At 56.0% G+C, this 25,796-nt stretch carries 18 protein-coding genes and 1 tRNA gene; 4 read left to right on the top strand and 15 right to left on the bottom strand.

Annotated features, from left to right (window positions below; genetic code table 11):
* Positions 1 to 2 precede the first annotated feature (2 nt).
* From RBB63_RS00890 to RBB63_RS00865, 6 genes are all read right to left on the bottom strand, one after another.
* Entirely contained in the window at positions 3 to 761 is a 759-nt protein-coding gene (locus RBB63_RS00890) for a hypothetical protein (RefSeq protein ID WP_309380152.1), read from the bottom strand.
* Positions 762 to 860: 99 nt separating this feature from the next.
* Entirely contained in the window at positions 861 to 1,820 is a 960-nt protein-coding gene (locus tag RBB63_RS00885; RefSeq protein WP_309380150.1) for an AEC family transporter, read from the bottom strand.
* Positions 1,821 to 1,874: 54 nt separating this feature from the next.
* Positions 1,875 to 2,675, bottom strand: coding sequence for a peroxiredoxin-like family protein (locus RBB63_RS00880; protein WP_309380148.1), 801 nt, complete (start codon positions 2,673 to 2,675; stop codon positions 1,875 to 1,877).
* 38 nt (positions 2,676 to 2,713) lie between these two features.
* Complete coding sequence (locus RBB63_RS00875) at positions 2,714 to 3,871, bottom strand: glycerate kinase family protein (RefSeq protein WP_309380146.1); 1,158 nt, start codon at positions 3,869 to 3,871, stop codon at positions 2,714 to 2,716.
* Positions 3,872 to 3,930: 59 nt separating this feature from the next.
* Positions 3,931 to 5,004: a response regulator gene (locus RBB63_RS00870; RefSeq protein ID WP_309380144.1), complete on the bottom strand. Its 1,074-nt coding sequence runs from the start codon at positions 5,002 to 5,004 to the stop codon at positions 3,931 to 3,933.
* 88 nt (positions 5,005 to 5,092) lie between these two features.
* A complete protein-coding gene (locus RBB63_RS00865) occupies positions 5,093 to 6,463 on the bottom strand; it encodes an MFS transporter (RefSeq protein ID WP_309380142.1) in 1,371 nt (456 codons plus the stop codon).
* 164 nt (positions 6,464 to 6,627) lie between these two features.
* Between RBB63_RS00865 and RBB63_RS00860 the strand changes: the two genes are divergently transcribed.
* Positions 6,628 to 7,119 (top strand): hypothetical protein, encoded by a 492-nt coding sequence (locus tag RBB63_RS00860; protein WP_309380140.1) that lies wholly within the window; start codon positions 6,628 to 6,630, stop codon positions 7,117 to 7,119.
* A gap of 15 nt (positions 7,120 to 7,134) precedes the next feature.
* Here the strand turns inward: RBB63_RS00860 and RBB63_RS00855 are convergent, their stop codons facing one another.
* Both RBB63_RS00855 and RBB63_RS00850 read right to left on the bottom strand, forming a co-directional pair.
* Complete coding sequence (locus RBB63_RS00855) at positions 7,135 to 8,043, bottom strand: hypothetical protein (protein WP_309380138.1); 909 nt, start codon at positions 8,041 to 8,043, stop codon at positions 7,135 to 7,137.
* 9 nt (positions 8,044 to 8,052) lie between these two features.
* Complete coding sequence (locus RBB63_RS00850) at positions 8,053 to 9,000, bottom strand: hypothetical protein (protein ID WP_309380136.1); 948 nt, start codon at positions 8,998 to 9,000, stop codon at positions 8,053 to 8,055.
* A gap of 985 nt (positions 9,001 to 9,985) precedes the next feature.
* Between RBB63_RS00850 and recF the strand changes: the two genes are divergently transcribed.
* The 3 genes from recF (at position 9,986) to RBB63_RS00835 (ending at position 11,969) form a co-directional block, all read left to right on the top strand.
* Positions 9,986 to 11,074, top strand: coding sequence for a DNA replication/repair protein RecF (gene recF / locus RBB63_RS00845; protein WP_309380134.1), 1,089 nt, complete (start codon positions 9,986 to 9,988; stop codon positions 11,072 to 11,074).
* Positions 11,074 to 11,832 (top strand): sulfite exporter TauE/SafE family protein, encoded by a 759-nt coding sequence (locus RBB63_RS00840; RefSeq protein WP_309380132.1) that lies wholly within the window; start codon positions 11,074 to 11,076, stop codon positions 11,830 to 11,832. Before recF ends, RBB63_RS00840 begins: the two co-directional genes overlap by 1 nt.
* A 63-nt stretch (positions 11,833 to 11,895) precedes the next feature.
* A tRNA-Gln gene (locus RBB63_RS00835) sits at positions 11,896 to 11,969 on the top strand.
* Between the two features lie 84 nt (positions 11,970 to 12,053).
* Here RBB63_RS00835 and RBB63_RS00830 read toward each other — a convergent pair.
* From RBB63_RS00830 to argC, 7 genes are all read right to left on the bottom strand, one after another.
* Positions 12,054 to 15,230 carry an Lcl domain-containing protein gene (locus tag RBB63_RS00830; protein ID WP_309380130.1) on the bottom strand — a complete coding sequence of 1,059 codons (3,177 nt, stop codon included), beginning with the start codon at positions 15,228 to 15,230 and terminating at the stop codon, positions 12,054 to 12,056.
* A 185-nt stretch (positions 15,231 to 15,415) separates the two neighbouring features.
* Entirely contained in the window at positions 15,416 to 20,014 is a 4,599-nt protein-coding gene (locus tag RBB63_RS00825) for a PKD domain-containing protein (RefSeq protein WP_309380128.1), read from the bottom strand.
* Positions 20,015 to 20,293: 279 nt separating this feature from the next.
* Entirely contained in the window at positions 20,294 to 21,223 is a 930-nt protein-coding gene (gene argF, locus RBB63_RS00820; protein WP_309380126.1) for an ornithine carbamoyltransferase, read from the bottom strand.
* Positions 21,223 to 22,419 carry an aspartate aminotransferase family protein gene (locus tag RBB63_RS00815; protein ID WP_309380124.1) on the bottom strand — a complete coding sequence of 399 codons (1,197 nt, stop codon included), beginning with the start codon at positions 22,417 to 22,419 and terminating at the stop codon, positions 21,223 to 21,225. Before RBB63_RS00815 ends, argF begins: the two co-directional genes overlap by 1 nt.
* An 8-nt stretch (positions 22,420 to 22,427) precedes the next feature.
* Positions 22,428 to 23,369, bottom strand: a complete 942-nt coding sequence (gene argB / locus RBB63_RS00810; protein ID WP_309380122.1) for an acetylglutamate kinase — start codon at positions 23,367 to 23,369, stop codon at positions 22,428 to 22,430.
* Complete coding sequence (gene argJ / locus RBB63_RS00805) at positions 23,347 to 24,576, bottom strand: bifunctional glutamate N-acetyltransferase/amino-acid acetyltransferase ArgJ (protein WP_309380120.1); 1,230 nt, start codon at positions 24,574 to 24,576, stop codon at positions 23,347 to 23,349. Before argJ ends, argB begins: the two co-directional genes overlap by 23 nt.
* A 10-nt stretch (positions 24,577 to 24,586) precedes the next feature.
* Positions 24,587 to 25,624, bottom strand: a complete 1,038-nt coding sequence (argC, locus tag RBB63_RS00800; RefSeq protein ID WP_309380118.1) for an N-acetyl-gamma-glutamyl-phosphate reductase — start codon at positions 25,622 to 25,624, stop codon at positions 24,587 to 24,589.
* Positions 25,625 to 25,796: the final 172 nt, after the last annotated feature.

The raw sequence follows: 25,796 nt of genomic DNA, 5'->3' as shown, positions 1-25,796 counted from the left end.
ACCTAATTTTTATTCAACAGACTGGAGGGGTCGGCGAAGCTAGCGATTTGAATGCCCTGATAGTAGAGGAATACCGTAATGCCAATGAGCTCCTGTCGGCCGCTGCCGCCTTTGTATTTGATCCCGTCGATTTCCATCTCGGTCCGTGAGTTATAGAGAGACTCGGACCTTGTCTGGAATTCAACGTCTTGATTTGGTCTAATGTGGGTCGTATTGGAGGCGCCTCTTCCGAAACGCATGGGAGATCGATCATGGCTGGAAAGTGGCGTATCGACATGGCCTGTGGTGGAGATGTGATAGTGATATTGAACATGCACGCCAGGTAAGTCGCGGTTAGTCAAGTTCCTCAAGCGCAGGACGTAATGAAATGAACGGCTTTTCCCTTTGGTGTCGATATCAGTGTAGCTTTTAGTGTCGCCTATGACTTTACTCGCGGAAATGCTCACGAGCTGATTATTTGCCCCGAGGTCCTGCAATTCCCACCGGGTAAAGTAGGCCTGGTCTTCATCGGAGAAAAGGTCGATTGGAGCACGAAAGACGACGTAATCTTCACGCATGAGCCGAACGGTGTCTTCGGATATTTGCAGCACTTTGGCTTTGATCGTGACTCCTTCTTTGTTCTGGAGATTGACGAAACCATTTTCGTCGACCTCCTTGCCTAATGACTTCTGGGGGCGGTCAGGGGCGATGGCTATCGTTTCGGCATTCGTTGGAATCATCGCCCAGATTACCGAGAGCCAGATTATTAGAAATAATCGCATCGGAAGGCATCATAATATAAAATCTGAATCGGCAAAGCCTTTTCGTCATGCTTGGCATGGAATCCGATGCGAGCCCTGCGCATGCGGCTTATTTAAAAATCAGTTCCATCCGTTCCAGGCCAGCCCCAGTTGAATCCAGAGCGGGATCGTCAGAAGGCTGAGCAGGCAGGTCGGAATCACGGTGCGCAGGGCTATGTCGGTGCGACCGCCGTAAACGCTGGTCAGCACTACAGGGAATACGCCACATGGCATGACGGCATGGACTAGTGCGGCTTCGCGAAGGGGGAGGGGTGCTGGGATCACGAGGTAGGCGGACACCAGGATCAGCGGTAAGATCGCCAGTCGCGTCACGCAGGCGCCGATTGCCACCGATGGGCGCGTAAAAACCGGTTCCCGCGACATGAGATCCCACATCGTGGCGCCGATCATCATCAGGCCGATGGGGATGGCGCAGCGTCCAAACAAATCAAGGCTTTTGCTGGCAAATTCCGGAATTACATCGGTGAGCCCAAGCAAGTTGACGGGGATTGCGAAGAGAATCGCCACGAGCGGGGGCGATATGATGCGCTTCAGACTGTTGCGGTTGAATTCACCGCTGACGATCAACACGCCGAGGCTCCACATCGCCAACTCCACCCCAACGCTGATGACCAAAAGCACGCCGGTCGTATCCAGGCCAAAAAGCGGTTCGCAGACCGGAATAGCGAAGTAACCGTAATTATAAATGCCGCCGGTAAAGCTGAAGGTCCGCCGCTCGGCATTATCTTTGATCCCGAACAACGGGCCAATGCCATAGAAGACCGCGTAGCCAATGACGACGAAGATGAAGCCGGTGAGCACCGCGCTGATGATCAGCCCCTCGGTGCGCAGCGATTCGTTGCGCGATACCATCCAAAACAGAAATGATGGATAGAGAATATTGACGACCAGCTTGAGCAGGGTTTTCTCACCTGCGTTGGTGATCCACTCTAGCTTACGCGCCAGCCCGCCAGCGCCCATGATCAGGAACACCGGAACGATTGCGAAAAACAAGTCCGTAAAATCGAGCAAGCCACTCACCCTGTGCAGGGATGAGTGGCTGTCGAAATAATTTTTCAGCCTGACGGCTGTAGATTAGCTGGCGGGGGCGGCTTCCTCGCCATCCAGTGCTTGGACAGCTTTCAGGATATCAGCGGGTTCGGCGCGCTTCTTGTAGTCGGCATCCACGAAATCCCAAGCAATGGTCCCATCCTGCTTGATCACGTAAGCGACTGTGAGCGGGAGTTCCTTGGATTCGCTGTCATTGTATTCTGAGAGGTGAAGACGGCTTTCGAGGATGTTATAAGTGTCGTCATCCAGTGAGTAAACGATGCCGTATTGATGGGCGACGGCGTTGCCGTTATCACTCAACACATGGAATTGCAGGTCGTTCTTTTCGGTGGTGGAAAGCGAATTGTCCGGCGTTTCCGGGCTGATGGCGACGAGCTGTGCGCCAGCTTCCTTGAGCTGTGGGAGGATGCCCTGCATGGCGTGAAGCTGCATGTTGCAGTAGGGGCACCAGCCGCCGCGATACCATACCAGGACAACGGGGCCTTCCTTGAGCAGATTAGAGAGGGACACTTCCTCGCCCTTGGCGTCGGGCAAAGTAAAGTCGGGCGCCTGGTCGCCGGTGTGCTTGGCCGACTCGACTGCGCCAGAATGCGCGACATGCTCGATGCCTTTTTTGAAGGTTTCCTTCATTGATTCTGGAGCGGTTGCCGCGAACTTGTTGGCTCGGTCATCCAGCTCTTTTTGCAGGCTGGGCACGTCTGCAGTCTTTGTTTCGGCCGAGCAGCAGGATGGTGCTGCGATTGCTTGGCTACTCGCGTAAATTAGGCCGAGGACGGCTGCGGCGACGACTTTGATCGTCAGGCATGGAGAAAACATTTTTAACATGGCGCAGTAGTCGATAGGAGATCAGTAAACCTTACGGTTTATTTTGAGAAAACTTCGAAAATCTTCTTAGCGAGCAGCTTCTTGCCGTCGGCAATGGAGCGCTCACGCGTGTAGTTGGCCGGGGCAAGGACGTCGCCAGTCGCTTTGTCAGGCAGCTTGATGCCGCTTTCGATGATGCCGGCCATGATTTTGGCTGGCTTGCCTTGGCGGGCGGTTTCCTTGAGAATGGAGCCCGGGCCCTTACCTTGGAGGGACGATGAGTCAAAGCGACCTTCGCCCGTCACTACCAGGTCTGCGGCGGAAATTTTCTTTTTCAGATCCAGCCAGGCCTCCACCAAGTCAAATCCGGGCACGAGTTGGGCGTCGCAGGCCACGCTGAGGCCAAAGGTAATGCCGCCAGCCGCGCCTGCGCCGGGCTGCATCATTTCGGTGCGCTCCTTGTCGAAAAAACCACAGAGCTTCTTTGCCATTTCGCCAAAGCCCTTTTCAAAGTTCGTCATGTCACTGGGCTTGAGGCCTTTCTGCGGGCCATAAACACTGACGGCGCCGTTTGGCCCAAGGAGTGGGTTTTGGACATCGCAAGCAATGTAAATGGGGGGGATGTGCGGCCAGATCTCGCCGCGCAGGCGGGATACACGATGCCAGTCGCGCGGGACGGCGTGGTCCATGAGGTCCATGCCTTCGTCGAGCAACTCCAGCCCAATCGCCTCCAAGGCGCCCAGGCCGAGGTCGATCGTCGCGCTGCCGCCTACGCCTAAAATAATGGCGCTGGCGCCAGCGTCCGCAGCTTCGGCGATGAGTTGTCCGGTGCCATACGAGGTGGCGATCCATGGGTCACGCGCAGGCTCCGGGATGGCTTCCAATCCACTGGCCTGGGCCATTTCAATGATGGCTATTTTGCCAAAGGAAGGCAGCCCCAGCATTTTCTTGACTGCGGCAGGGACCTTGGCGGCTTCCACGTAGCCCATTTCGGCGCGCATGGGCTCCAACTGAGGGCCGATGATGGGCTTGGTGACGATTTCGCCATAAAGAGCGCGCGTGAGTATCTGGCAAAAGCCTTCACCGCCGTCTGCGAGCGGAGCCACGGTCACCTCCCAACTGGGGCGGGCCTTCAGGAGGGCCTCCTGGGCAATGGCGCAGGCCTCGAAGGCGTTCATCGAGTCTTTAAATTTATCGAATGCGAACAGAATATGCATGGCGTGGCAGGCTCCGTTTGAGGGGGGTAGAAAACGGGTCTACAATCAACGAGTTCGGCCTATTCCTCCTCTTTGTCGCCAAAAAGGATGGTTTCGCTTTGGGCCAGAAATTGTTCACGTGCGCGAATGAGCTTTTCAGTTTTGGCGAGGGACTTCTCACGGGCGGCGAGTTCGTCTTCCTTCTCCTTGATTGCCGTGCGCATGTTTTCAAGCTCGCTGAGCTCTTCGGGGGAGAGGCCTTCGCCGCCACCACCGCCAGAGCCGCCGCCTTGCTTTTGCAGGTCTTCGCGCATTTGCTCGAGCTCGGTTTCGATTTCCTGCAGGCGCTGACCTTTTTCGAACAGGCTTTCCTCGCTTTCCTGCAGGAATAGTTCGCGCTCCTGGATGTTGGTTTCCATGCTCTGCAGCTCGGTCTCCTTCATCTCCAGCTCTTCCTTGAGGCGCTGAAGCTCAGCTTGCGCATCGGCTGAAAGTCCGCCGCCGCCTTGCTCCTTCTCGGCGCATTTGAGGGCTTCCATGCGCTCTTTCATGACGTTTTCCATCGTCTTCATGGCGCCTTCCTTCAGCTCAAGCTCGGTCAGCTTCTGCTTCAACTGCTTGTCCTGCTGTTTGCGTTGGGTGAGCTCGCTGCGCACCATTTCCAGTTCAGCGGCGAGTTGCTCGTTCTGCGCTCTGGTGTCTTCGAAACTATCGAGCTCATGCTGCAGACGCTCCATTTCCTCGATCAGATCTGGATTCGCCCCGTCGGCGGTGGCGACTTGCAGGCGCTGTTGGCGCTCCTGAATGCCCTTTTGCACGATCTCGATGAGTTCGTCTTCGTCGTAGGGCTTCTCGATGTAATCGTATGCGCCGAGTCGGAGAGCCTTGAGCACAAAATCACGGGATTCGGCGGCGGTCATCATAACTACGACAACGCGCTCATCCATCTTCTTGAGCTCGGAAAATAGCTCCAGGCCAGACATGCCGGGCATTTCAATATCGGTCAGCACCAGGTCGATCGTGTTGTTGCAGAAGACTTTAACCGCTGCTTCGCCGGAGAGCGCATGCAGCAGCTCAATCCCTGTCTCCTCAAAGACCAGATCGAGCATTTCATGCACGCCTTCAATGTCGTCGACTATTAATACCTGTGCCATTGCAGTAATTTCGTAATTGCCACACTAGGAAAACCTTCCCCCTGACGGCAAGCGTTATGATGAATCCCTTTTCACCGAAAAACACGAACTATTTACGGCGTTTGATGATCGGCGCGACGAAACTGGCGTTGGCCAGGAAGTTCAGGCCTTGAATCTGTAGCATTTGGCGGACCATGCGCATGGCGCCCATGATTGAGCCTTCGCCATAGATTTCCGGCTCCTTAATGCGCCGCAATATGAACAAACCGAGCAGGATGGCGGTTGGGCTGATGGCGAAGCCGATGCGGTAAACCATGAGCGTGGACCAGCCGTTTACCTCGCTTAGCTCGATAATTTGCCCCGCCAGGATGGGCGCCAGGCCCGAGGCGACGGACGTGATGGCCATATTGGCGCTGATGGCGGCGGCGCGGCCTTTTTCCGGGATGACTTTAAAGAGCAGATTGAAAAGCCCGAGCATGTAAGCGTTGCCGACCATGCCGCCCCAGAACCACATCGGGTAAAGCAGCCAAACAGAGCCCGGAGTCAGGATGCACCACAGGAAATTCTGCAATTGCCAGAGAAACATGCCGAGCAACATCACCGGAATGCAGCCGTGACGGTCGATCACCTTGCCCCAGAGGGGGAGGGTGAGGGCGCCGGAAAGCGTGGCTAGGATGTTCATGAGGGCGAACTGCCACGGCGCCACGGACAAGTGCTCGTAGACAAAGCGCGGGATGAACGGCCCAGTCAGGCTCATCCAGAAGCCGCACCAACTGGCGAAGACCAGCAGCCAAATGAATGTCTTGTGCTGGCGCAAACTGAGGAGGTCACGCATCCAACTGTCAGTAACCAGCGAAGTGTTGGCTTCCGGCGGGATGACGATCAAATGTTGCCAGAGGAGCGAGAAAAACCGGCAAACGAGCGCGAAGATGATCAGGGATTGGTAAGCCCAGATCGAATCGGAAAACCAGTTGAGCACGCCCATGGCCACGAGCATGAACACCACCGTCACAATGCTGATCAGGCGGTTGCGGTTGCCAAAGTAGGACCCGCGAACCTTGGTGGGCGTCCATTGCTGCACCCAGGCGGTCCAGCCCACGCCGATCAGCGATTGGCTGAGCGAGGCCAGCGCAAAGAAAATGAGAAACAGTTGTCCGGCGGCCTTGGGATCATCGGGCGGCAGGTAGCCGAGCACGGCGGTCATCACGGCCCAGAGGCCAAGGTTCATCCAGCCGGGGGCCAGCGCCAAGTCGCGCGCGTTCAGGTATTTCGCGACCACGGGCGTGAGCACGATCTGCAGCGCATTACTCCAAGCGGGCAGCGAGGCGATCAGGCCGTAGACGACTGGCGAAATTTCGTAATAGAGCGTCAGTAGGGCTGAGATGAGAAATCCCGCTGGCAGGCAGAGCAAAATCCAGGGGGTAGCCAACAGTCCTTCCAGAACGCCCAGGCGCAAATTACGTTGCTCCGTGGTTTCCATCGTTTCACCCGTTTCTCATTTTGCCAAATGCGTCAAGACTGTTGGCGCGCATACGCTAAGAAAAGTGGGTTGGTTAATGAGCTTCATTAAAGGATCGCCTGAGCAGGGTGGATAATGACGGCGAAGGTTATATCATTATCGCATAACCCTAAACTTGTTGCGCCATGATGAAAAAGTTGATGCTTCTGGCCGCATTGTGCGGTTGCCTGATGAACGGGTTGGCTACGGTCGCCGTTGCTGATGACGAGGTAAACCCCAACACCGTCACGAACCAGAAATTGCAGACCATCCGCATTCCCTACCTGAAATTTAAGGATGCGCCGCTATCGGAAGTCTTGAACTACATTGCCGCGGAATCCGTGAAGGAAGACCCGGGGCCGGTGGTGACGGGCATTGAGTTCATTTACATGCCGCCCAAGGGCGAGGAGCCGACGGTGAAGCTTTCGCTGCGCAACATTAAGGTCGGCATGGCGCTGGAAATTATCTGCGAGCAGACCGGCATGCAGTGGGATTTCAATAAGGGGCTGATCGTTCTGAAGGCAGATCCCAATCCCGGCAGTAAGACTGCCCCTGACCAGACGATGAAAACAGAGGTCTTCGATTTCAGCCGCCAAATGGTGAACCGCGCGAAGTATAGTCAGCCGCAGTCAGAGTAGTTGAAAGGCTTTGGGCTAGGTAGTGCGACGCCGGAAATGCATCGCAGCGCCCAACGAAAGTACGGCGATCCACACGGCGTAAGTAGATGGCTCAGGCACGTTGGGGATGACGAGTAGATCATCGCCGTCCGAGGAAGTGGCAAATATCAGGTCGTAAATATCGTCCAACTGATCATCGGAAAAATCGCCACTCAGTTCGATGACGGATTCCAGAAATATGCTGCTGCTGACTTCTGCGAGATAGAATTCGTAGTATTGCGTGCCATCGTCGACGCCGGAATCCACTTTCCATTTGAAGTGGTAACCTTCAGTTGTGATCGTGCCATCATCACCATAGGCAACTTCGAATTCCTCATAGTAATCACTGTACCCGCTGGTGACGCCGACATCATCGAGTGTGTAGCCGGTTGCCTTGGAAAAAAATGCCATTTGGCTGCCACCATAGCCGCTCTCGGTGGAAACTACGAGTCCATATCCACCTGCGTCGTCTGTGGGATCATATTTATAAAGTGAAGAAACTGAGGTGGCGTATGTGGATCCTGAATCAAAGATGATCTTGCTGCCTGATCCGAAGTCTGTATCGCTTGAACCGTCTAGCTCATCACCATGAAGTACATTCGAGATGGTATTCGTGGCGCCGGTTTCCCAAATATCAGTGTTAAAGGAATCAGCTGTCTCGGATGAGTCGAGAAAGGCTACTAGTCCATCTGAGGGAATTATGTAGGTAGTGAAGTTCGTGAGGGTGCCACTTCCACTAAAGAAATTGCCAGCGATGATGTCATCCACGGTTTGCTGCTTTCCATACATCGACAGGTATAAATTACTGTCGTATTCGATGATGTAGAAATAGGTATAGTGATTGGCCAGGCAGCTCGCAGCTCCCAGGAAATGGGCAATCGCGATTGAGTAGTAAGACCTTTTCATGATGTTTACCTAGCATTTGTTGGCGCGTTTATTGTGGGAACGAAGGAGCGTGGTTGTCACCACGGATAGGATGCCAAAACACAGGGCATAGGTGGATGGTTCTGGAATGCCGGGGAGCTCTATCAGGTCATCGCCGCCGCTCGATGTGCCGGTGGTGATGAGGGCGTAGATATCGTCCAAATCGTCGTCCTCAAACTCCCCGCTCACCGCCGCAAAGTACTCAACGATATCCCGGCTACCGGCATCAATGATATATATTTTGTAATGCTGTTCGACGGTGCCAAAAAAGTCTTCCATTGAGACTGAATATTCGTAGGCGTAGAAGGTCAGCGTGGCATCGTCGTCATAGGGAATGGTAAGCTCGGTAGTGGTGTAGAAAGTATCGCTCACATCCCAAAAGCCGACGTCATCCAGGGTGTAGCCAGTTGCTTTGGCGAAGAACGCCATGTTATCCTGCGCATAATCCGTCTGGGTTATGGCTATGGTATAGTTGAGATACGTATCGTCTGAAGGGGTGTAGTAGCCGTTGACTAAGGTGTATAGGCGGGAGCCAGAGGTCGAGTAAGTGGAGCCTGAGTCGAAGATAATGCTATCTGCAGTGCCTACGGGGATGCCGACAATATCGCCATTATCCAGGCTCGGATCTATTTCTTCCTCGATATCCAGACTGGTGTACCATTCATCCACGTCGTAGGAGTCATCGGTTTCTTGAGAGTCCAAAAAGCTGAACACGCCAGATGATGGGTAGAGCGCTGTTTGCAGGGTGCTGTTGGAGTAGGTGTCATTTTCCTTATTGAAGGCGCCGAACAGTCCATCATCGGTGCTTTGCCGACCATACATCGTCATGTAGAGGTTGCTATCGTACTCGATGACGTAGATGTTGGTGGTTTCGCTCGCCGAACAGATACTGACGACGGAAGTTAAGGTTAGGGCTAGTGTGAGAACTTTGCTTGTCATGTGTGCCTCCAGTCGTTTCGTGCGCGTTGGTGTGTTTCTATGGCCGCTGCGACTGATCGCCGAGCCATGTGCAGTAAAAGTAGGATTTATGCATAGCCGTATTATACACCATAGAGATGAAGATAAACTTAATGGTTTTTTGGGCTTGGCCCTAATGCGGGATTGTCTTGGTTGTCGGAGCATGAAATCAAAAGCTTGCTCGGAGCTCGGTCAGAATACTTTTCCTCGCATTTCCTTTGGGGCTTCGCGTCTTTGCGTGAGATTTAATAACGCATGAGTGGTTCACGCCAAGACCCGGAGACCCCAAGCCACTCTAATACAGAAAAGGTATTCCTATCGCTCTGAGGGATTGCCATCTGCCTGAAATTCACCTACAAACAATTCCACTCCTCCAACTTGCAAACGCAACCAGCAACCGGACCAGGAGAGATCGCTGACCCTTCATTCCGCGCCTTACCGCGCTCCATGACGGTCAGCTACTCTTGAAACTAGGTGGAATGGCTTGAAAGGGCCTAAGGTCTGGTTTGTGGGTGCCGTTTTGCCTTGTTTTGAATAAATTAACCACATTAACTATCGCTTAACTTTCGATATGGTAGGCTTAGGACCGAATACGAAAGGAAGCGGATATGAACATTAAATATTTTCCTATAGCCATACTGGGACTACTCGTCGCATTGCTGGCCTACCGCTCTTGGGTTGGGCCCAATTCGGAGGCGACTGAGTCCTCGATTCGGCGTTCCATTTCGAGCGAATCCCTGGCCCCTGTTAGTGCGACACAACACTTCGTGTATAAGAGCTCCGATCAGGCTGCCTAATTGGTTAGTCCTTGGTCATCGGGAACGCGCTGTATCGTTTAAAACATGACAAGTGCTCCTGACTAATCGGCCGGCATGATTTCGCTATAGATGGATCGATTGACTACTCTCAGGCGCTGGAGCTAAGACTCGGCTTGCATTCACAACGCGGCTTGTCACGTTGATGCGGAATGCGCCTGCTTCGCTTACACGCTGAAAATTTCCGCAACATCGCCCTGGCCGCTGTGGTGATGGAGGCGGATAGTGTGTTCCTGCTTGGGCCGAACGGGCAGGGGAAAAGCAACCTGCTCGAAGCAGCGGGACTCGTGACGGCCGCGCGATCGTTTCGCACCACCGAAACGCGGCCACTCATTCGGCAAAACCAGCAGCAAGGTCGCGTGTTTTTCCAACTGGATCATGAGCAGCGGGGCGAAACGGAAATAACGCTGACTTTGGCGAGTGGCGCGAAACAGATCGAAGTCGATGGTGAACGGGCGCCGCGACTGGCGGACTTTATCGGGCAATTTCCGACCGTCGTGTTTTCGGCGGAGGATATCCAGCTACTACGTGGATCGCCTGGGCTGAGGCGACGTGCGTTGGACCTGACCCTTGCCGCCACGGACCGGGATTACTTTACGGCGCTTTCACGCTATACGCGCGCTTTGCGGGACCGGAATAAACTCCTGAAGGATGAGGCGCCAGCGTCGTCGCGTCGACCGTTTGAGCGTCTATTGGCGGCGGAAGCGGTGAGGCTGATTGCGGCTCGGGCCAAAGGCGTAGAGCAGTTGTCGGCATCGCTGGTGGAGTGCTATTCCGAATTGTGCGGGGTGGATGAATCTCCGGCCCTGCAATACAAGGCGGACTGCCAGGCCGACACTGCGGAAGCATTCCTCAAAGTCCTGGAACAGAATACCCGCCGCGACGAGGCGATGGGGTCTACGCAGAAGGGGCCGCATCGTGATGATTTAGCGTTTAAGCTCAAGGGGCGGCAAGCGCGCGACTTTGCTTCAGATGGTCAGCAACGCGGGCTCGTGGTGGCGCTGCGGTTAGCGCAGTTGCGCTATTTTCAAGCGCAAACGGGCTTGGCCCCCGTGGTGCTCGCGGACGATGTGCTGGGCGAGCTTGATCCTGTGCGCCGGGCAGGCTTCTGGCGAGCGGTCGGGCCAGATTTGCAGGTTATCGCGACGGGCACTGAACCGCCTGAAGGCGATGCGCGTGAATGGAAGATTGTCCATGTAAAGGATGGAGCATTCAGCGAGGCGATGGAGGAAGCAAACTAATGGAATTTCTGGGCTTCACCATGCATGAGTGGCTGTTTGCGGCGTTGGGCGCGGCTTTGATTGGCCTTGCCAAAGGGGGATTGCCTGGCGCCGGCAATGTCAGCATTTGGATTTTTGCTGAAGTCTTTGGGGCCAAGGAATCCGTGGGCTATTTGCTGCCGGTATTGGTGTGCGGCGACATCGTGGCGATTATCATTTACCGTCGCAATGCAGAGTGGCCGTACGTGTGGCGGCTATTGCCACCCATGGCGATCGGCGTTGTGGCGGGGTGGATGCTTTTTCATCAAATTCCGGCCCAAGAGTTTAGGATAGTGATGGGCTTTCTGTTGCTGGTGATGACTGCGCTGCATTTTGGGCGTAAATGGATGCTGCGCAAACAGCAGGCAGGAGAGGACAAAGTGCCGCATAGCAAGTGGTTTATCTGGAGCACTGGCGTCGCAGGCGGCTTGGCCACGATGCTGGCCAATGCGGCTGGCCCGGTGGCGGCGTTTTACCTGATGGCGGTCAAGTTGCCGAAGTTTGCGTTCATCGGAACGACGGCGTGGCTATTCTTCATCATTAACCTGTTCAAGCTGCCGTTTCAGGCGGAGCTTGGGATGGTGAACATCACTTCGATCCGCGTTAGCCTGATTCTAGGCACGGTGGCGGCCTTGGCGTGCCTGGTGGCGCCCAGAATTGTAAAATACATCCCACAGAAGCAATTCGAGTGGCTGGTGTGGGGCGTGATTATCTTTGCGGGGCTTCGTTTAATTTTTTAGAAAAAATCTTTCGATCCATGCTTGACGAGCATGGTCTCAGATGTAGTTTACAGCGCTTACGTTAGGCCCATGGTGTAATGGTAGCACAGAGGTTTTTGGTACCTTTAGTTGGGGTTCGAGTCCCTGTGGGCCTGCCATCCAAAGCAAAGCTTTGGAAATGAGATGCGCGTGCATCTCACGCGGCGAGGACAGATATGCGCTCAACGCGCCGTCTCACCGCATCACTCGTTGATGATGCGATAAAAGACGACGCTCGAACTTTGTTCTGCCGGGGTATAGCTGTTGAGCGGAGGTGTGGCCAGTATGTTGGACTGGAGGTCGGTGAACGTTTCAAGGTCCGTTGAGTATTGCACCGTATAGGTCTCGTCCAGCTCGCTTGTCCAGGTAATGGTTGGGCTGGAACCGTCGAAAGCAATGGTGAGCATTTCAAAGACCGAGGCGCTGTCAGTTGGGTCGGTTCCTGCGCGGATTTCGTCCTCATTGGTCATGCCATCGGAGTCATCATCGTTGCTGGCTGCCAAGCCGGTCGTGCTGCCGGTGTATTGGTATTCCACCCAATCAGAAATGCCATCGTCGTCGGAGTCCGTCGCTGGCGCTTCAGCAGCTCCACGGACGCAGCGGACGTAGTTGTAGAACCTCATTGCATCGCCTTGCGGCGCGATGCTTGAATAGTAACCGTTGTCCTGAGCAACCACGTTATCGAGGGAAAAGACTTTCTCGTCACTACGCTGGGCACCAGCCCCATGGACATCCAACCAAGTGTTGTTCATGTAGCCCATCGCGCGGCCGAAGCAGACATAGACCGCGTAGTGGGCGCTGCCGCTCTCACTCATGTGAGTGGTGCTGCTCCAATACCAAGGGTAGTCGACTGCGTAATCTTCATTTAAGATCGAGGTGCAGTTGAAGACCGGATCAATGGCTGCCGAGGAAGTCGTATCTGGAGAGCGACTGTAATCCAGTATGCTTTGCAGCTCCTTGGCGTTGGGGAGTCGCCAGTCAGTGTAGCCGCCCAGTTCAAGATCTTCGGCATAGGCCAATGCATCTTCCCAGATCATGCCAGCTCCGCTGTCGTCCTGCTGCCACATGAGTCCCGTAGCGGAGTCAGTTACTGTGCCATCCCCGTTTTCGGTAAAGCTGTTCTGGCCATATCCCTCGCCTCCACGAACATAATACACATAGAAGTCGAGTACAAGCGGATATCCCTTAATGCGCCCATCGGCCATATTCAGTCCAAACACGCCTGTTTCGCCAGTTAAGATTTGCGCCACGGAAATAGACGTTGTGGCGAATTGAGAGTCGATAATGCGCTCGCCAGCGTCGGTGTCGCCGTAGCCATAGTCGAAATAGTCGGTATCAATGAAGGGCTGGGCGCTGCTGGCGTCGAGATCATCAGTTTTGATTTCCGTGCCCGCAAAATTCATCAGCGAATAGAGCTCTTTGATGGAGGGGAGGCGCCAGTCATTATAGCCGCCGAAGTTTTCGTCGTTCAGCGTCTCGGCGTAGGACAGTGCTTCAGATTGGGTAAGCTTGTCATCGACATTAATGACTCCATCTCCGTTCAGGTCGGGCGTTTGGGTCCAAGTCATGCCGGTAATGTTATCGTAAACCGTTAAGCCATCGTCGCTCAGTGTATAGCTTGTGCCGTAGCCAGTGTATTGCGCGTCCTGTCCTGCAAACGATTCACCAGGAGCGGGTTCACTGATTTCATCACTGGCGTCATAGCAGTCCACTTGATCGGTGTCGACGACTGCGTAAGTGAGGTATTGATAGACCGCAGCATCATAGTACCCGGTGCCGATGAATCCTGCATAGGTTGGGCTGTAGCGTTTGACGCGAAAATCTGACGAGCCTTCATCATAAGCCCAGACAGTCTCGCCATCCTCAGTAACTTCAAAGAAATAGCCAGCGGGTCCATTGCAGATCAGGGTATTCCCGTTGGAGAGGCGTTGAGCGCTGGAGGTGCTTGCCGCATAGAAATCGGTAGGTTCATCGGCCGTATAAGTCCAGGTGCTGTTTTCGGGATCATAGGTTCCCGTTACATCATTGAAGCTGTAGCTGCGGTCTGGATTGATCGGCGTGGTGATTTGATTGATCGATGAGTAATCACCATCTGGACGGCCTTTGCCGTTGTTGAAAATGAGTACGTCGTTCGCGCCGGGATAGCCTTCGGGTATCCACTCCGCGTCGTGTTGGACAAAGAGGATTTGGTCGTCGTCATCACCAGCGTCATAGGTTTGTGGATTCCCCCAGCGGTAAAGCAGGTCTCCGCCAATACCGAGATCGCCTCCTGAGTGGCTTGCGGCTTCCGCCGTAGTGGTGCTGTGGTCGATGATCCAAATCTCGCTAAAGTTATGCACGGAAAGAAGGATTTGATCCAACTCCTCATTGTAATCGACCGAATTGATGTGCAGCCAGTCGGCCTTGTCATTGAGGACGTAATTTAAGTCGATTAGCTCAGGATGATCCCCGACTGTTCCATAGTTGGCTTGGCTGGAATCGTAATCCTGGATGAGGTGATCCCATGCGCGCCATTCCCAGACGATGGTGGCGTCGGAATCGCCCGAAGGCTCCAGTTCGACAATCTTTTCGGACCAGAGTTCGCCTTCGCCAAGCACATCGGGATCACGCCCTGCCGCGATGGCGTCTGATTCGCTGATCAACTCCCACGAGATGAGGAGCACGTTGCCATTGGGCATGACTTCTATGTCGTGATGCTGGCAATACTCGTCACTGTAGTAATCATATTCCCAGATCAGGTTGCCATCCCAGTCATACTGTTCGACGCGGCCGCCTGAGCCGCCAGAATCGAAGTCTTCACTACTGACGTTGCAGGTGCGAATCAAGGAGCCGTCTTCCAGAAAATAGACGGATAGCCCCGGACGGTAGCTGCTGCTCCACGTGTTGATCAAGTTGCCGTCGTTGTCCATCAGGTAGGTGTCGGTATCGCCAATGGGGGCAAAGAGATTGTAGCCATCTTCTGCTTCACTCGACGTAAATGTGCCCGTACCCGTGACCGTGAACGCGTCATCAAGCGTAAAAGTAAGTGTGTTACCGCTGATTGTAAATACGACTTCAGCATCCAGCGCGCCGACTGTTGCGTCGTCCGGTATCGAGAATTCCGCAGTAACGACAGTCTGGGACTGATGCACTAACGAAGAGCCACTGATGCTGCCCAGCGTGACACTGGTCGGGGAAACATTGGATGGAGGAGGGGCAGGCGTATCGTCATCCAGGGTAAAGGTAACCGTGACGGTATCTCCTTGCGCGGCGGTATCGGGTGAAACGGTGAGGATTTGGTTTTGCGCGGACAGGGAGCCGCTGAGGCCAAATAAGGTGAGCGCGCTTGCGCACAGCAGTGAGCGCAGACGGCTGGGGGCCAGATGATTACTAGGGAGCATGGTATAATGGCTTTCCGGTTGATCGGTTTCAGCGCAATCGACACAGCAATCGCGACTACGGATACCCCCTTAAAAACTGCTCAGCGTAATTAGTTTCAGTCGCCGCAATATTATGAAACTCTTTTCATGTTCGCGTGCGTAAATCACGCCAGCTAGCCATGCCAACGACCCCAGTGAGGTCCATGTTACTCCGTATAACTTGCCTCAACGAGCAGGAAATACTGGTTCTCGCTGGTGGTGAAGTTGAAGGAAAATTCCCACAGGCCCGTTTCAACCTCAGTTGCGCTTGCAACGGTGAGCAGTGAGGGGTGGTCTGATTCCCATTCACCGCTGCCGCTGTTGTAGCTGAGTGACACATCAGTCCACGCGATTAGGTCATCTGAAACGTTGATTGTGATGGCCACATTGGGATCGTCCATACGCAAACGCAAGCCGCTCGCAGTTAGACCAGAAAAATCCCAGGAGAGTTCGAATGTATCGGCCGTTTGCGGGTCGAGCCCGAGCACATATTCAAGGAGATTGCTCAGCGTATCGTAGTCCGGATTAGCGGTCGGGGTGCGATCAGCCGGATTGGCCACATTGGCCGTCATCCAGTCTTCCAGTTGGTCGACAGCTGCGCTAAGTAATCCAGAAGTGCGAAAGTAACCGTTTGTCCCAACGATGTAGAGCTGGTCGTTGGCAAACGTTGATCCGCGCCGGGTAGCGGTTGAGTCAATTTCGAGCTGGGTGAAGCTTTCACCGTCTTCACTGAAGAGGTCAAAGTTCACCCAGGACCCGATGTCGAAATCGAAATCTCTCGCCGAAAAATAGAATAAGCCATCTGCATAGGAGCCCGTGCGTATGGAGCCATTCGTTAATGGTTCGTAGACGTACTGCCAGGTGGCGCCATCATCGGTCGAAACGCTGATGCCCTGGCTTCCAATATAAAGCGCGCCATTGAGCAGCGTGATGCTGTAGATCGTGTCGTTTTCATCGAAAGGAGTGTTGCCCGAAATATCCGTCCAATTCTGGCCGTCCGTCGAGCGGAGCAAAGTGCCTTCGTAGCCGCCGACAAAGAAGAAGCCATTCGCAAAGGTGACGGCGTTAAGGTCCACCGTGGTTTGTGCGGGGCTGATCGTAGTCCAACTGCCAGCCGAAGATTTATACAGGATGAAACCATCATCGCCAACCGCCACCCATACGTCGTTGCCGTAGGCAATGTCATTGAGCGGGGGGAGGGCAGCAGGTACGGTTTCAGAAGTCCAGGTCTGGCCATCATTGGAAACAGAAATGCTGCCGAACCACCCACCGTTGTAACTCTCTCCGGCGATTCGGAAAACGCCGTCGCCGCTCTCGATGCGGTAGTAGTAGCCATTCGTGCTGTGCGGCGTCCACGTTGTCCCATCGGTTGAACGATAGACGCTGTAAGGCAAGAGTATTAGGAACTGCGAGCCGTCGTAGAGAATGTCATACATGCTGGAGCTCGTGCCGATGTTTGGATAACTCCAGGGCTCGAGCGGTTCTTCGACGCTGATGTTGAGCGAGTCCTCGACGATGTTGCCCCGGGTGTCCGAGACGACAACCCGCAAGGTGTAGTCGCCACCGTAGACATAGTGTGTCGAAAAGGTTGAAGCGCCTGGCCGCAAGATGCCATCGCCGGTATCCCAGAAATAGTAAAGCGTATCGCCATCTGGATCACTGGCCGTGCAAGTGAAGGTCACATCGCTGCGTGCATGAATTTCTGCTGGGGCGGTGAGGTCGACGCTGGGTGCCTGGGAGTCCCTGAAGATGCTGGAAACCCAAAGAGTATGAGTCGATCCACCGGTTACAATGCGCCCATTGCCAAAAGCCGCATGACGTTGAGCGCTCGATGACGGGTTGGCGGCTTCGCCAGTGCTTAGTGTTGCTTGATCGGTGATGGTGTAGAAATACTCCCATAGGCCAGATCGGTAATCCTCCTGAGATACGAAGAGAAATTCATCGCACACGCTGAATGCCAACACGCTTTGGTTAATGGATTCCGCATTCAGCTCAAGCGCCGTCCAACTGTCACCGCCATCATTTGAAATGGCGACGTCTTCTGATACTAGATAAAGCACGTCATCGACCAATTCGAAATCGGTGAAGTAGGCATAGCTGCCATAGGGGTTGGTGTCAGAGACATCCTGCCAACTGAGGCCGTCAGCGGATTTGAGCAAGGTGTTGCCGCTGCCGCAGACGAGGAAAGCTCCGTCGACGTAGATGATGTCTTCCAAATACTCCGTGCTCAGCCCATGGCTGATGTTGCTCCAGACCCCATTACTGTCACGGCGGATGATGGTTCCATCATAGCCAACCGCCACCCAGACGTCACTGCCATAGGCGGCGCCGCGTAGCTTGGGTAATCCGGCGGGAATCGATTCTTCGGTCCAGGTCAGGCTATCGTCGGAAAAGTAGATGCTTGGCGTTAAAGTCCAGTACTCATATACGATCGCACAGAATTGATCATTGCCCGTGGTGATGCGAACATCCTCCATGTTGGGCAGGCCTGAGATGCCGTCGTTGCTCCACGTCACGCCGTCTAAGGATCGATACAAGCCTCGGTAAAAACTGCCGAGCAGGAATTGTCCATCATGGTAGATGATATCTTTCGTAGTGTAACCAGAGCCTACGGTGGTCGAGGACCAGGGAGTGATCGGGTCGGCTACGGTGATTGCGAGTGTGTCACTGTCGACGCCGCCACGTCCGTCCGAGACGCTCAGACTCACCGTGAAATCGCCGCCTGCCGGATAGGTATGCTGCACACTGCTGCCGCTGCCGGTATTGCCGTCGCCAAAGTCCCAACTGTAGGTGAGGGTGTCGCCATCGATGTCGGAGCCGCTGCCCGTAAAGGTGATTGGCTCACGCGCTTGCGGCGAGCTGACGGGATCGATGCTGACGCTGGGCGCAGTGTTGCCCGGCACGCCGACGATGACGCGGACGTCAATCCACTCGCTGGCGCCCGAACCACCGCGAGCAGTTGGCGTTATGGAGACAAGTCCGGTAGGGTCCACGAAGGTGTCGCCGACTTCAAGGGGCGCATCAACTCGGTCGTTGTAACTGGAGGCGCTGGAGTCCGGCGTCATGTCGATGAGTCGCGCGCGGTCCGTCCGGTGCGCCCAAATGACGTAGGCGCCGTTGCTCAGGTAGCTGTTGCTGCTGAGGTTACGCCGATGCGAGATCCAGTATGTCTCGGATTCGTTGATTTGCACTTTAACCGCGAGCGTGGGATTCGCGTCTGCGTCGGGATCGTCGAAGCGATAAATGCGGATAGTCTGATCGGACAGGCTGTCCAATTCAACCACTTGGTCGTCAGTAACCCAATTCAGGCGGTTCTTGGCGAAGGCATGATAATCGCACTCATCCGGCCCGCTCCCCATGATGTCGAAAATATCGCCATACTCGTTGTGCTCGGGGGCGTCGTCAGAGGTGTCTTCACCGGGGGCGGGGACGATGGAGCCGTCGTCGGCATCCCACGAGCTCGCATGCCAAAGCCCGTAATTGTGCCCGAACTCGTGGATGTAGGTGCCGGTCGAACGGTCGCCATTGATCCAATGTTTGGAGCCACCGACTGAGGCGCGCCCGGACCAATCGCTGTAGATGTAATCGAACACAATGCCCACAATGTCATAGCTGTCTGGATTGTACCCTGCGCTCGTTGCGGCGGCAAGCGCGTCGTCATAAAGTAATTGGTAGTCTTCGGAATACGTGGTGCTGGGATTGGCCAGGGTGATGGCCGTTTCGTTAACGGTGATCGTCGAGAACGTTGTTTTGCCGTAGGAGTTGTTTTCGATCAGCGCTTGGCAATCGGTGAGCTTGGACACGACATCGGCGTAGCTGTCGACCGTTGAGTTGTCGGGGAAATTTATGCGGATGAACAGGATGTCCTTCGGAGTCTCGGACCACGTCGAGTCGGCATATTCCAGTGCTGCATAGAAACTCTGCTCGGAGTAATCACCGCCATCCATCAGCGCCATGGCAGCTGTCACTGCATTGGGGGTGATGCTCCGCTCTGCTTGCACGATGCGCTGGCTGAGATCTTCAGCGGAAATATGGTAGGCATCGACAAAACGGTCGCCTAGCAGGACATTGCCTGGCGCCGGTGAATCGAGTTCGAGAACATTGATGGCAGCCAGCCTTTCACTGCGCGACAATTCCTGAGCCGGGTCATTGACCAGCGCGGCGATGGCGCCAACGCGAATGCCCAGTACGGGCAGGCCTTTTTGCGAAGTCAGGCCCACCCGCGTAGAAGGCAGGTAAAGCGTTACTTGGAAGCCCGGCAGTTTGGCAAAGTATTGCGTGCTATGCTCATGATCTTCGTGATGGTCATGTGCGCCTGGATCGGCGCAAAAGGGCAGTGCGCTGATGTCGGCCTGCCCCGCGAACGGCAGCTCGATGATGTTGGCAATTTCCTCTGGCAGCGCTTCGTACTCGGCAAAGGAAAGCATCGCATCAATGGCGCGGTCGGGATCGTTTTGAATCCAGTTCAGCATTTGGGCGCGTCGGCTCTCTGCGATTTTCTGGCCTTCAGCCAGCAGTTGTGGCGTAGGCTGTTGGAGATAGTCAGCTTGCCACTCAGCGAAAGTTTTACTGGGGGGCGTCGTGTTTTCCGCAGCTGAATCAGCAGAGGTTGCCGGTTTCGGCGTTTTGGAGTGTTCGACCTGCGTCTCCGCCAGTGGCGTACTGGGTTGCGCATTGTTTTCGGAAGGCTGTGGTTTCCAGAGGGCGAAATAGGCAAGGGCTAAAATGGCTAACGCCGCTAGGACCAGGGACTTCCAAGGTTTCATATGAATACACCCTAAGATATCCAGTAATTCCGGGCGAATACTAAATGCTTAACCTTGAGGTTTTAACAATCTTTGAAAATAGGGTGTCTCCTTGTAAAAGCCTTATGCTGTGTTTCGAAAAAGCCTACTCGGTTGTTTTGAAAAAGCCTTATGCTATGTTGGGGAAACAACCGGTGCTATGTTGAGGCAACAACCGATGCTATGTTGGACCAACAACCGAGGCTGTGTTGCGCTAACATCCGCTCGGTTGTTTTGAAAAGACGTCTAGACTGTTTTGCCTTACTTCGCGGTCAGAACCGTGAGGATTGCCTTTTGGACGTGGAGGCGGTTTTCCGCTTCGTCGAAGACGATGGAGGCCGGGCTGTTGTAGACGTCTTCGCTGACCTCCTCGCCGAGGTGAGCGGGGAGGCAGTGCATGAAGTAGGCGTCCGGCTTGGCGACGGACATTACGTCGGCATTCACCTGATAAGGCTGGAGCATTTTCAGGCGGTCTTCCTTTTCGTCTTCCATGCCCATGCTGACCCACACGTCGGTGTAAACCACGTCGGCGTCCTTGGCGGCCTTCAGCGGATCGGTGGTGAACTGCTCCGTGAGCGGCTTGCCCTGAGAGGCGAGGTCGTCGATGACTTCCTGGCCGGGCGCGAGCTCTTGCGGTCCGCCGAGAGCGATGTCGATGCCCAGGTGCGCGCCAGCAAGGAGCCAGGAGTTGGCCATGTTGCAATTGGTGTCGCCCATGAAGGCGATCTTGCGGCCCTGCACGGCGCTCAGGTAGTCGCCATCGGTCACCTTTTCGGCGAGCGAGAAGATGTCCGTGAGGATCTGGCACGGGTGCGAGTAATCCGACAACGCATTGACGATCGGCATCGTGCCGAACTCCGCAAAGTCCTCGAGCAGCGAGTGCTCGTAGCAGCGAATGATCATGCCATGCAGGTAGCGCGACAGCACCTTTGCGGTGTCGGCCACGGTTTCGCCGCGGGAGATTTGCGTATTGCTCGCGCTGAGGATCACCGGATGCGCGCCAAGCTCATGCAAGCCGACTTCGAACGACACGCGTGTGCGGGTGCTGTTCTTGTAGAAGAGCATGCCCCAGCTTTGCCCGTCGAGGGGCTTCGGGGTGGCGGTGCGCTCGCGCTTGTATTGGGCAGCCAGCTTAAAAACCTCGCTGATTTCCTCGACGCTGAGGTCGGTAACTTTCAGGAAGTGCTTCATTACAACTCAGAGAATACCTTGAAGATAATGTCGGTCGCGGCCTGGAGGTCGTCCTCGGACGCGATGAGGGGTGGAAGTAAGCGCAGGACGTTGCCGCCGGCGGGGATGGTCACTAGGCCAGCTTCCCGCAGCTTCACGACGATGGGCCGTGGATCGGTTTTAAGCGCCAGGCCAACCATGTAGCCCCGGCCCCGGACTTCGTCCACGAGGTTCGGGTAAGACCGGATCAAGGTCTGTAGCCGGGCAATCCACGGCTCGGAAAACTTCTGCACGTGGCTGAGCAAGTCTTCGTCTTCAATGACGTCGAGCGTGGCCAGCGCCGCAGTGCAGGCGAGGGGACCGCCGCCAAATGTGGTGCCATGCGAGCCCGGTGTAAAGAGGCCCGCGTGCGCGTCGGCAATCCACACTGCGCCAATCGGGAAGCCGCCGCCGAGGCCCTTGGCCATGCCGATGGCGTCCGCCTTGATGCCAGCTTCTTCGAAGGCAAAGAACGTGCCGGACCGCGCGATGCCGCATTGGACTTCGTCGATCATGAGCAGCAGGTTGTGCTCGTCGCACAGCTTCCGCAGACCCTGAAGGAACTCTGGAGTGCACGCGTTGACGCCGCCTTCGCCCTGGATGGTTTCCACGAGGATGGCCGCAGTCTGCGCGTCAATCTTGTCCGCAAAGCTGTTCAGGTCGTTGAGCTTGCCGTGGGCAAAGCCGTCGAGCATCGGGCGGAAGCCGCCTTGAATCTTCTCCTGCGGAGTCGCCGCCATGCCGCCAAATGTCCGGCCGTGGAAGGCGTTCTCAGCAGTGATTACTTTGTAACGCAAAGCTTCCTGGCCTTCGCTGAGCTTCCGGCCGTGAAGGCGCGCCAGCTTGAGGAGGGCTTCATTGGCTTCGGCGCCGCTGTTGCAGAAAAACGCTTTGCCCGGGCCGGCCTTTTTCACGAGGCGTTCGGCGAGCAGACCTTGGGAATCGTGCGCATACAGGTTGCTGATGTGCGCGAGCTGGGCGACTTGCTTCTGGACGGCGTCGACCCAATGCGGGTGGCAGTGGCCGATGTTGGTCACGGCGATGCCGGAGCCAAAGTCGAGCAAGCGGCGGTTGGCGTCGTCGTACACATAGACGCCTTCACCCCGCACAAAAGTGGTGCTGGGCGGGCCGTAATTACCAAGAACGTATTGTTCGTAAAGTGATGTTGCAGTGGTCATTAGGGGAGTTAGCGGTTCACGATTTCGGTGCCGATGCCCCGATCCGTGAAGATTTCCAAAAGAATGCTGTGTGGCTGCCGGCCATCGACGAAGTGGACGCGATGGACGCCGTTGTGGAGCGCGTTGACGGCGCTGTCGACCTTGGGGATCATGCCCTTACCAATGGTGCCATCGGCCTTGAGGCCGGCGACTTCATCGACGTGCAGCGTGGAGATCAGCGAGCTTGGGTCGGAGGGATCGCTTAGGAGGCCGGGCACGTCGGACATGTAAACTAATCGTCGTGCTCGGAGGGCCCCGGCCACGGCCGCAGCGGCCACGTCGGCATTGGTGTTGTGCGGCTGGTCGTTGTCGTCAACGGCGACCGGGGAAATGATCGGCGTGTAGCCGTCGGTCAGGGCCTTCTTGATGAGCTTGGCCTTGACGAACTTGATGGAGCCCACGAAGCCGAGGTCGATCTCGTTGCCGTCAGCGTCTTCGGAGAGCATCTTTTCGCAGTTGAAAACGGAGTTACCGGGGATGCCGAGCGGACGTCCGTTCTTTTGCTGAACGAGCTCGCAGATGTCGAGGTTGACTTGGCCGTTGAGCACCTTGTCGACGATCTTCACCGCCTCGGCGTCAGTCACGCGCAGGCCGTTCTTGAAGACCGGTTCGAGGCCGGCTTCTTCCATGCCCCTGGTGATAGCCTTGCCGCCGCCATGGACGACGACCACCTTGATGCCAACTGCGGCGAGGAAAACGATGTCCGTCGCGACCCGCATCCGGGTTTCCGGATCTGGATCGTCCATGAAGCTGCCACCGTATTTGATGACGAAGATCGAGCCGCGGAAGCGCTGGATATAAGGGAGCGCTTCCAACAAGACTTTGGCCTTGGTGGTGATGTCGATTCCGTCGAGGGAGGGGGTTGCTGCGGTGGGAGCCATGGTGGTGTTATTCGGATTTATTAAAGTCAACGTAGCCGGTCGAGAGGTCCGTCGAAAGCAATTCGTAGGCCCCTTCGCCGACATTCAGGTTCAGCGTGATGGAAAATTCCTTATTCGCGACAATCGCCTTCCATTGCGCGAGGTTGTCATCCTGCGGCGTGCCCTGAAGCAGGGCGGGGACGTCGTTGTAGTGCAGGTCAACTTTGGCTTCGACGAGGCCCACCCGGGCGTAGCCTGCGGCGTCCATCAGCCGGCCCCAGTTGGGGTCGCTGCCGAACCAGGAGGTCTTGACCAGCAAGGAGTTGCCAATCGTCCGCGCCACCTTTTCGGCGGCTTGATCGGACGGCGCGCCCTTGATGTAGAGCCGGACAAACTTCGTAACCCGCTCGCCGTCGCCGACGATCTTTTCCGCGAGCTTTCGGCAGACGATGCCAACGGCTTGCTGGAACAGCGCGAGTAGTTCGGCCTGATCTTCGGTCACTTCGATGCCGCTCACGCCGTTGGCGAGCAGCAGCACGGTGTCGTTGGTGCTCATGTCACCGTCGACTGTAATTTGGTTGAATGATGTTTGGTTGGCGGTCGAGAGAACTTTCTGTAACAAGGGTTTCGCAACGGCGGCGTCGGTCGTGACGAAGGCAAGCATCGTGGCCATGTTGGGCTCGATCATGCCCGCGCCTTTGCCCATGCCGGCGACGGTGATCGTCTGGCCCTGCCAGTCAAACCGCGTGGTGACGGTCTTCGGCTTGGTGTCGGAGGTGAGGATCGCGTAGGCGGCCTTTTCACTTTGCGTCGCAGAGTCTTCCAGCGCCAAACCCGCATCAGCAATGCCCTTCCGTAGGTTGGCCATCGGCATCTGCCGACCAATCCGGCCGGTGGAGCAAACGAAGAACGAGCCCGCTGGCGCGCCAGCAGCTTGTTCGGCGAGGGCGATCATTTCCTTGGCGTCGGCCATGCCTTGAGCGCCGGTGCAGGCGTTGGCGTTGCCGCTGTTGGCGACGAAGCCGTGGATCGGAGCGCCGCTCTTTAAAACTTCCATGTCGAGGACGACGGGCGCGGCCTTGACGTCATTCGTGGTGAAAACGCCCGCGGCGGTGCACGGTGTTTTCGAATAGACGAGCGCGAGGTCGAGCCGCTCCTTCCCATTGCAGCGCACATCGCACGCTACGCCTGAGGCGACGAATCCAGGGGTGTCGCCGATGCCGGGGGAAGGGTTGGTGATTTGGATAGCGTCGCTCATGGTCGGATATTTAGAAAAGGCCAGCGGTTTCGGGATAGCCCAGCCAGAGGTTCATGAGTTGAACCGCTTGGCCGCTGGCGCCTTTAAGCAAATTGTCCTCGGCGCTCGTGATGACCACGTTGCCGGTCCGCGGGTCGTAGACGGCGGAGAAATCGATCCGCGACGTGCCGGTGACGTGGGCGGTGTCGGGCGTCTTGCCGCTGGGTAGCAGGGAGACGAGGGGCCGGTCGCCGTAGGCTTTTTCCCACTCGGCGTAGATGGGCTCGATGCCGGCTTGCTTCGCCTTGGCGACGATGGTCGTGGCGATGCCCCGCTTCATGGGGGCGAGGTGCGGCGTAAATTGGATGATCACCTGGTCGCCAGCGGCGGCGCTGAGCTGCTCCTCGATTTCGGAGAGGTGCCGGTGCTTCGGCACGCCGTAGGCCTTGGCGGACTCGTTCCGCTCGCAGTAAATGTAGTCTTCCGCCACCTTCTTGCCCGCGCCGCTGACACCGCTCATCGCGTTGACGATGATGCCGTCTTTTTCGAGCAGGCCTGCCTTGAGCAGGGGGGCGAGGGGGGTGATGACGCTGGTGGGGTAGCAACCCGGGCAGGCGATCATTTTGGCGTTTTCCCAACCGCTGCCATGCACCTCGGGGATGACGTAGGCGGCGTCCTTAAGTAGTTCCGGGGCAGGATGTTCCGCGCCGTAGAATTCCTTGTAGGTCTCGGTCGAGCTGAGCCGGAAGTCCGCGCTCAAGTCGAGCACCTTCTTGCCTGCGGCGACGAGGGCCTCTGCGTATTCGGCGGCCACGCCGTGGGGGAGGGCCAGGAAAAAGACGTCGATATCGTCCCGCGCGGCGAGGGCCTGGGGATCGGATTCCGTGAAAACAAAGTCTTTGGGCAGCAGGCCCCGGAACCGCGGCATGACTTCCACTACCGGCTTGCCCGCGAGGGACCGGGAGGTCACGGCGGTGAGGTTGGCGTAAGGGTGCCCGGCGATAAGCCGTACGATCTCTTCGCCGGAGTAACCGGCGGCGCCGACGATGCCTACATTGACTTGTTTCATAGCGGTGGTGGTGGTCGGTTAAATTGTCAGTGGTCGATGGTCAGTTTTCAATCATCAGTTGGAAATGAGTAGGAATTGAAAATCGAAAACCGACCTTTGATAATTGAAAAATCTTCGTAACGGTCGTGGTAAAAACGCAAAAACCCTCCCAGGCAACGGCCACAGAAGGGTT

This window comes from Cerasicoccus frondis, from assembly GCA_031296915.1.
Classification (GTDB): Bacteria; Verrucomicrobiota; Verrucomicrobiia; order Opitutales; family Cerasicoccaceae; genus Cerasicoccus; species Cerasicoccus frondis.
Note: the sequence above shows the minus strand (reverse complement) of the source record. Positions and strands in the feature narration are given on the sequence as shown.

Bases quoted from the DNA above. Each gene is read 5' to 3' on its own strand.
- RBB63_RS00890 (WP_309380152.1), bottom strand. From the start codon at position 761: ATGCGATTATTTCTAATAATCTGGCTCTCGGTAATCTGGGCGATGATT.
- RBB63_RS00880 (WP_309380148.1), bottom strand. From the start codon at position 2,675: ATGTTAAAAATGTTTTCTCCATGCCTGACGATCAAAGTCGTCGCCGCA.
- RBB63_RS00875 (WP_309380146.1), bottom strand. From the start codon at position 3,871: ATGCATATTCTGTTCGCATTCGATAAATTTAAAGACTCGATGAACGCC.
- RBB63_RS00870 (WP_309380144.1), bottom strand. From the start codon at position 5,004: ATGGCACAGGTATTAATAGTCGACGACATTGAAGGCGTGCATGAAATG.
- RBB63_RS00865 (WP_309380142.1), bottom strand. From the start codon at position 6,463: ATGGAAACCACGGAGCAACGTAATTTGCGCCTGGGCGTTCTGGAAGGA.
- RBB63_RS00860 (WP_309380140.1), top strand. From the start codon at position 6,628: ATGATGAAAAAGTTGATGCTTCTGGCCGCATTGTGCGGTTGCCTGATG.
- RBB63_RS00855 (WP_309380138.1), bottom strand. From the start codon at position 8,043: ATGAAAAGGTCTTACTACTCAATCGCGATTGCCCATTTCCTGGGAGCT.
- RBB63_RS00850 (WP_309380136.1), bottom strand. From the start codon at position 9,000: ATGACAAGCAAAGTTCTCACACTAGCCCTAACCTTAACTTCCGTCGTC.
- recF (WP_309380134.1), top strand. From the start codon at position 9,986: ATGCGCCTGCTTCGCTTACACGCTGAAAATTTCCGCAACATCGCCCTG.
- RBB63_RS00840 (WP_309380132.1), top strand. From the start codon at position 11,074: ATGGAATTTCTGGGCTTCACCATGCATGAGTGGCTGTTTGCGGCGTTG.
- RBB63_RS00830 (WP_309380130.1), bottom strand. From the start codon at position 15,230: ATGCTCCCTAGTAATCATCTGGCCCCCAGCCGTCTGCGCTCACTGCTG.
- RBB63_RS00825 (WP_309380128.1), bottom strand. From the start codon at position 20,014: ATGAAACCTTGGAAGTCCCTGGTCCTAGCGGCGTTAGCCATTTTAGCC.
- argF (WP_309380126.1), bottom strand. From the start codon at position 21,223: ATGAAGCACTTCCTGAAAGTTACCGACCTCAGCGTCGAGGAAATCAGC.
- RBB63_RS00815 (WP_309380124.1), bottom strand. From the start codon at position 22,419: ATGACCACTGCAACATCACTTTACGAACAATACGTTCTTGGTAATTAC.
- argJ (WP_309380120.1), bottom strand. From the start codon at position 24,576: ATGAGCGACGCTATCCAAATCACCAACCCTTCCCCCGGCATCGGCGAC.
- argC (WP_309380118.1), bottom strand. From the start codon at position 25,624: ATGAAACAAGTCAATGTAGGCATCGTCGGCGCCGCCGGTTACTCCGGC.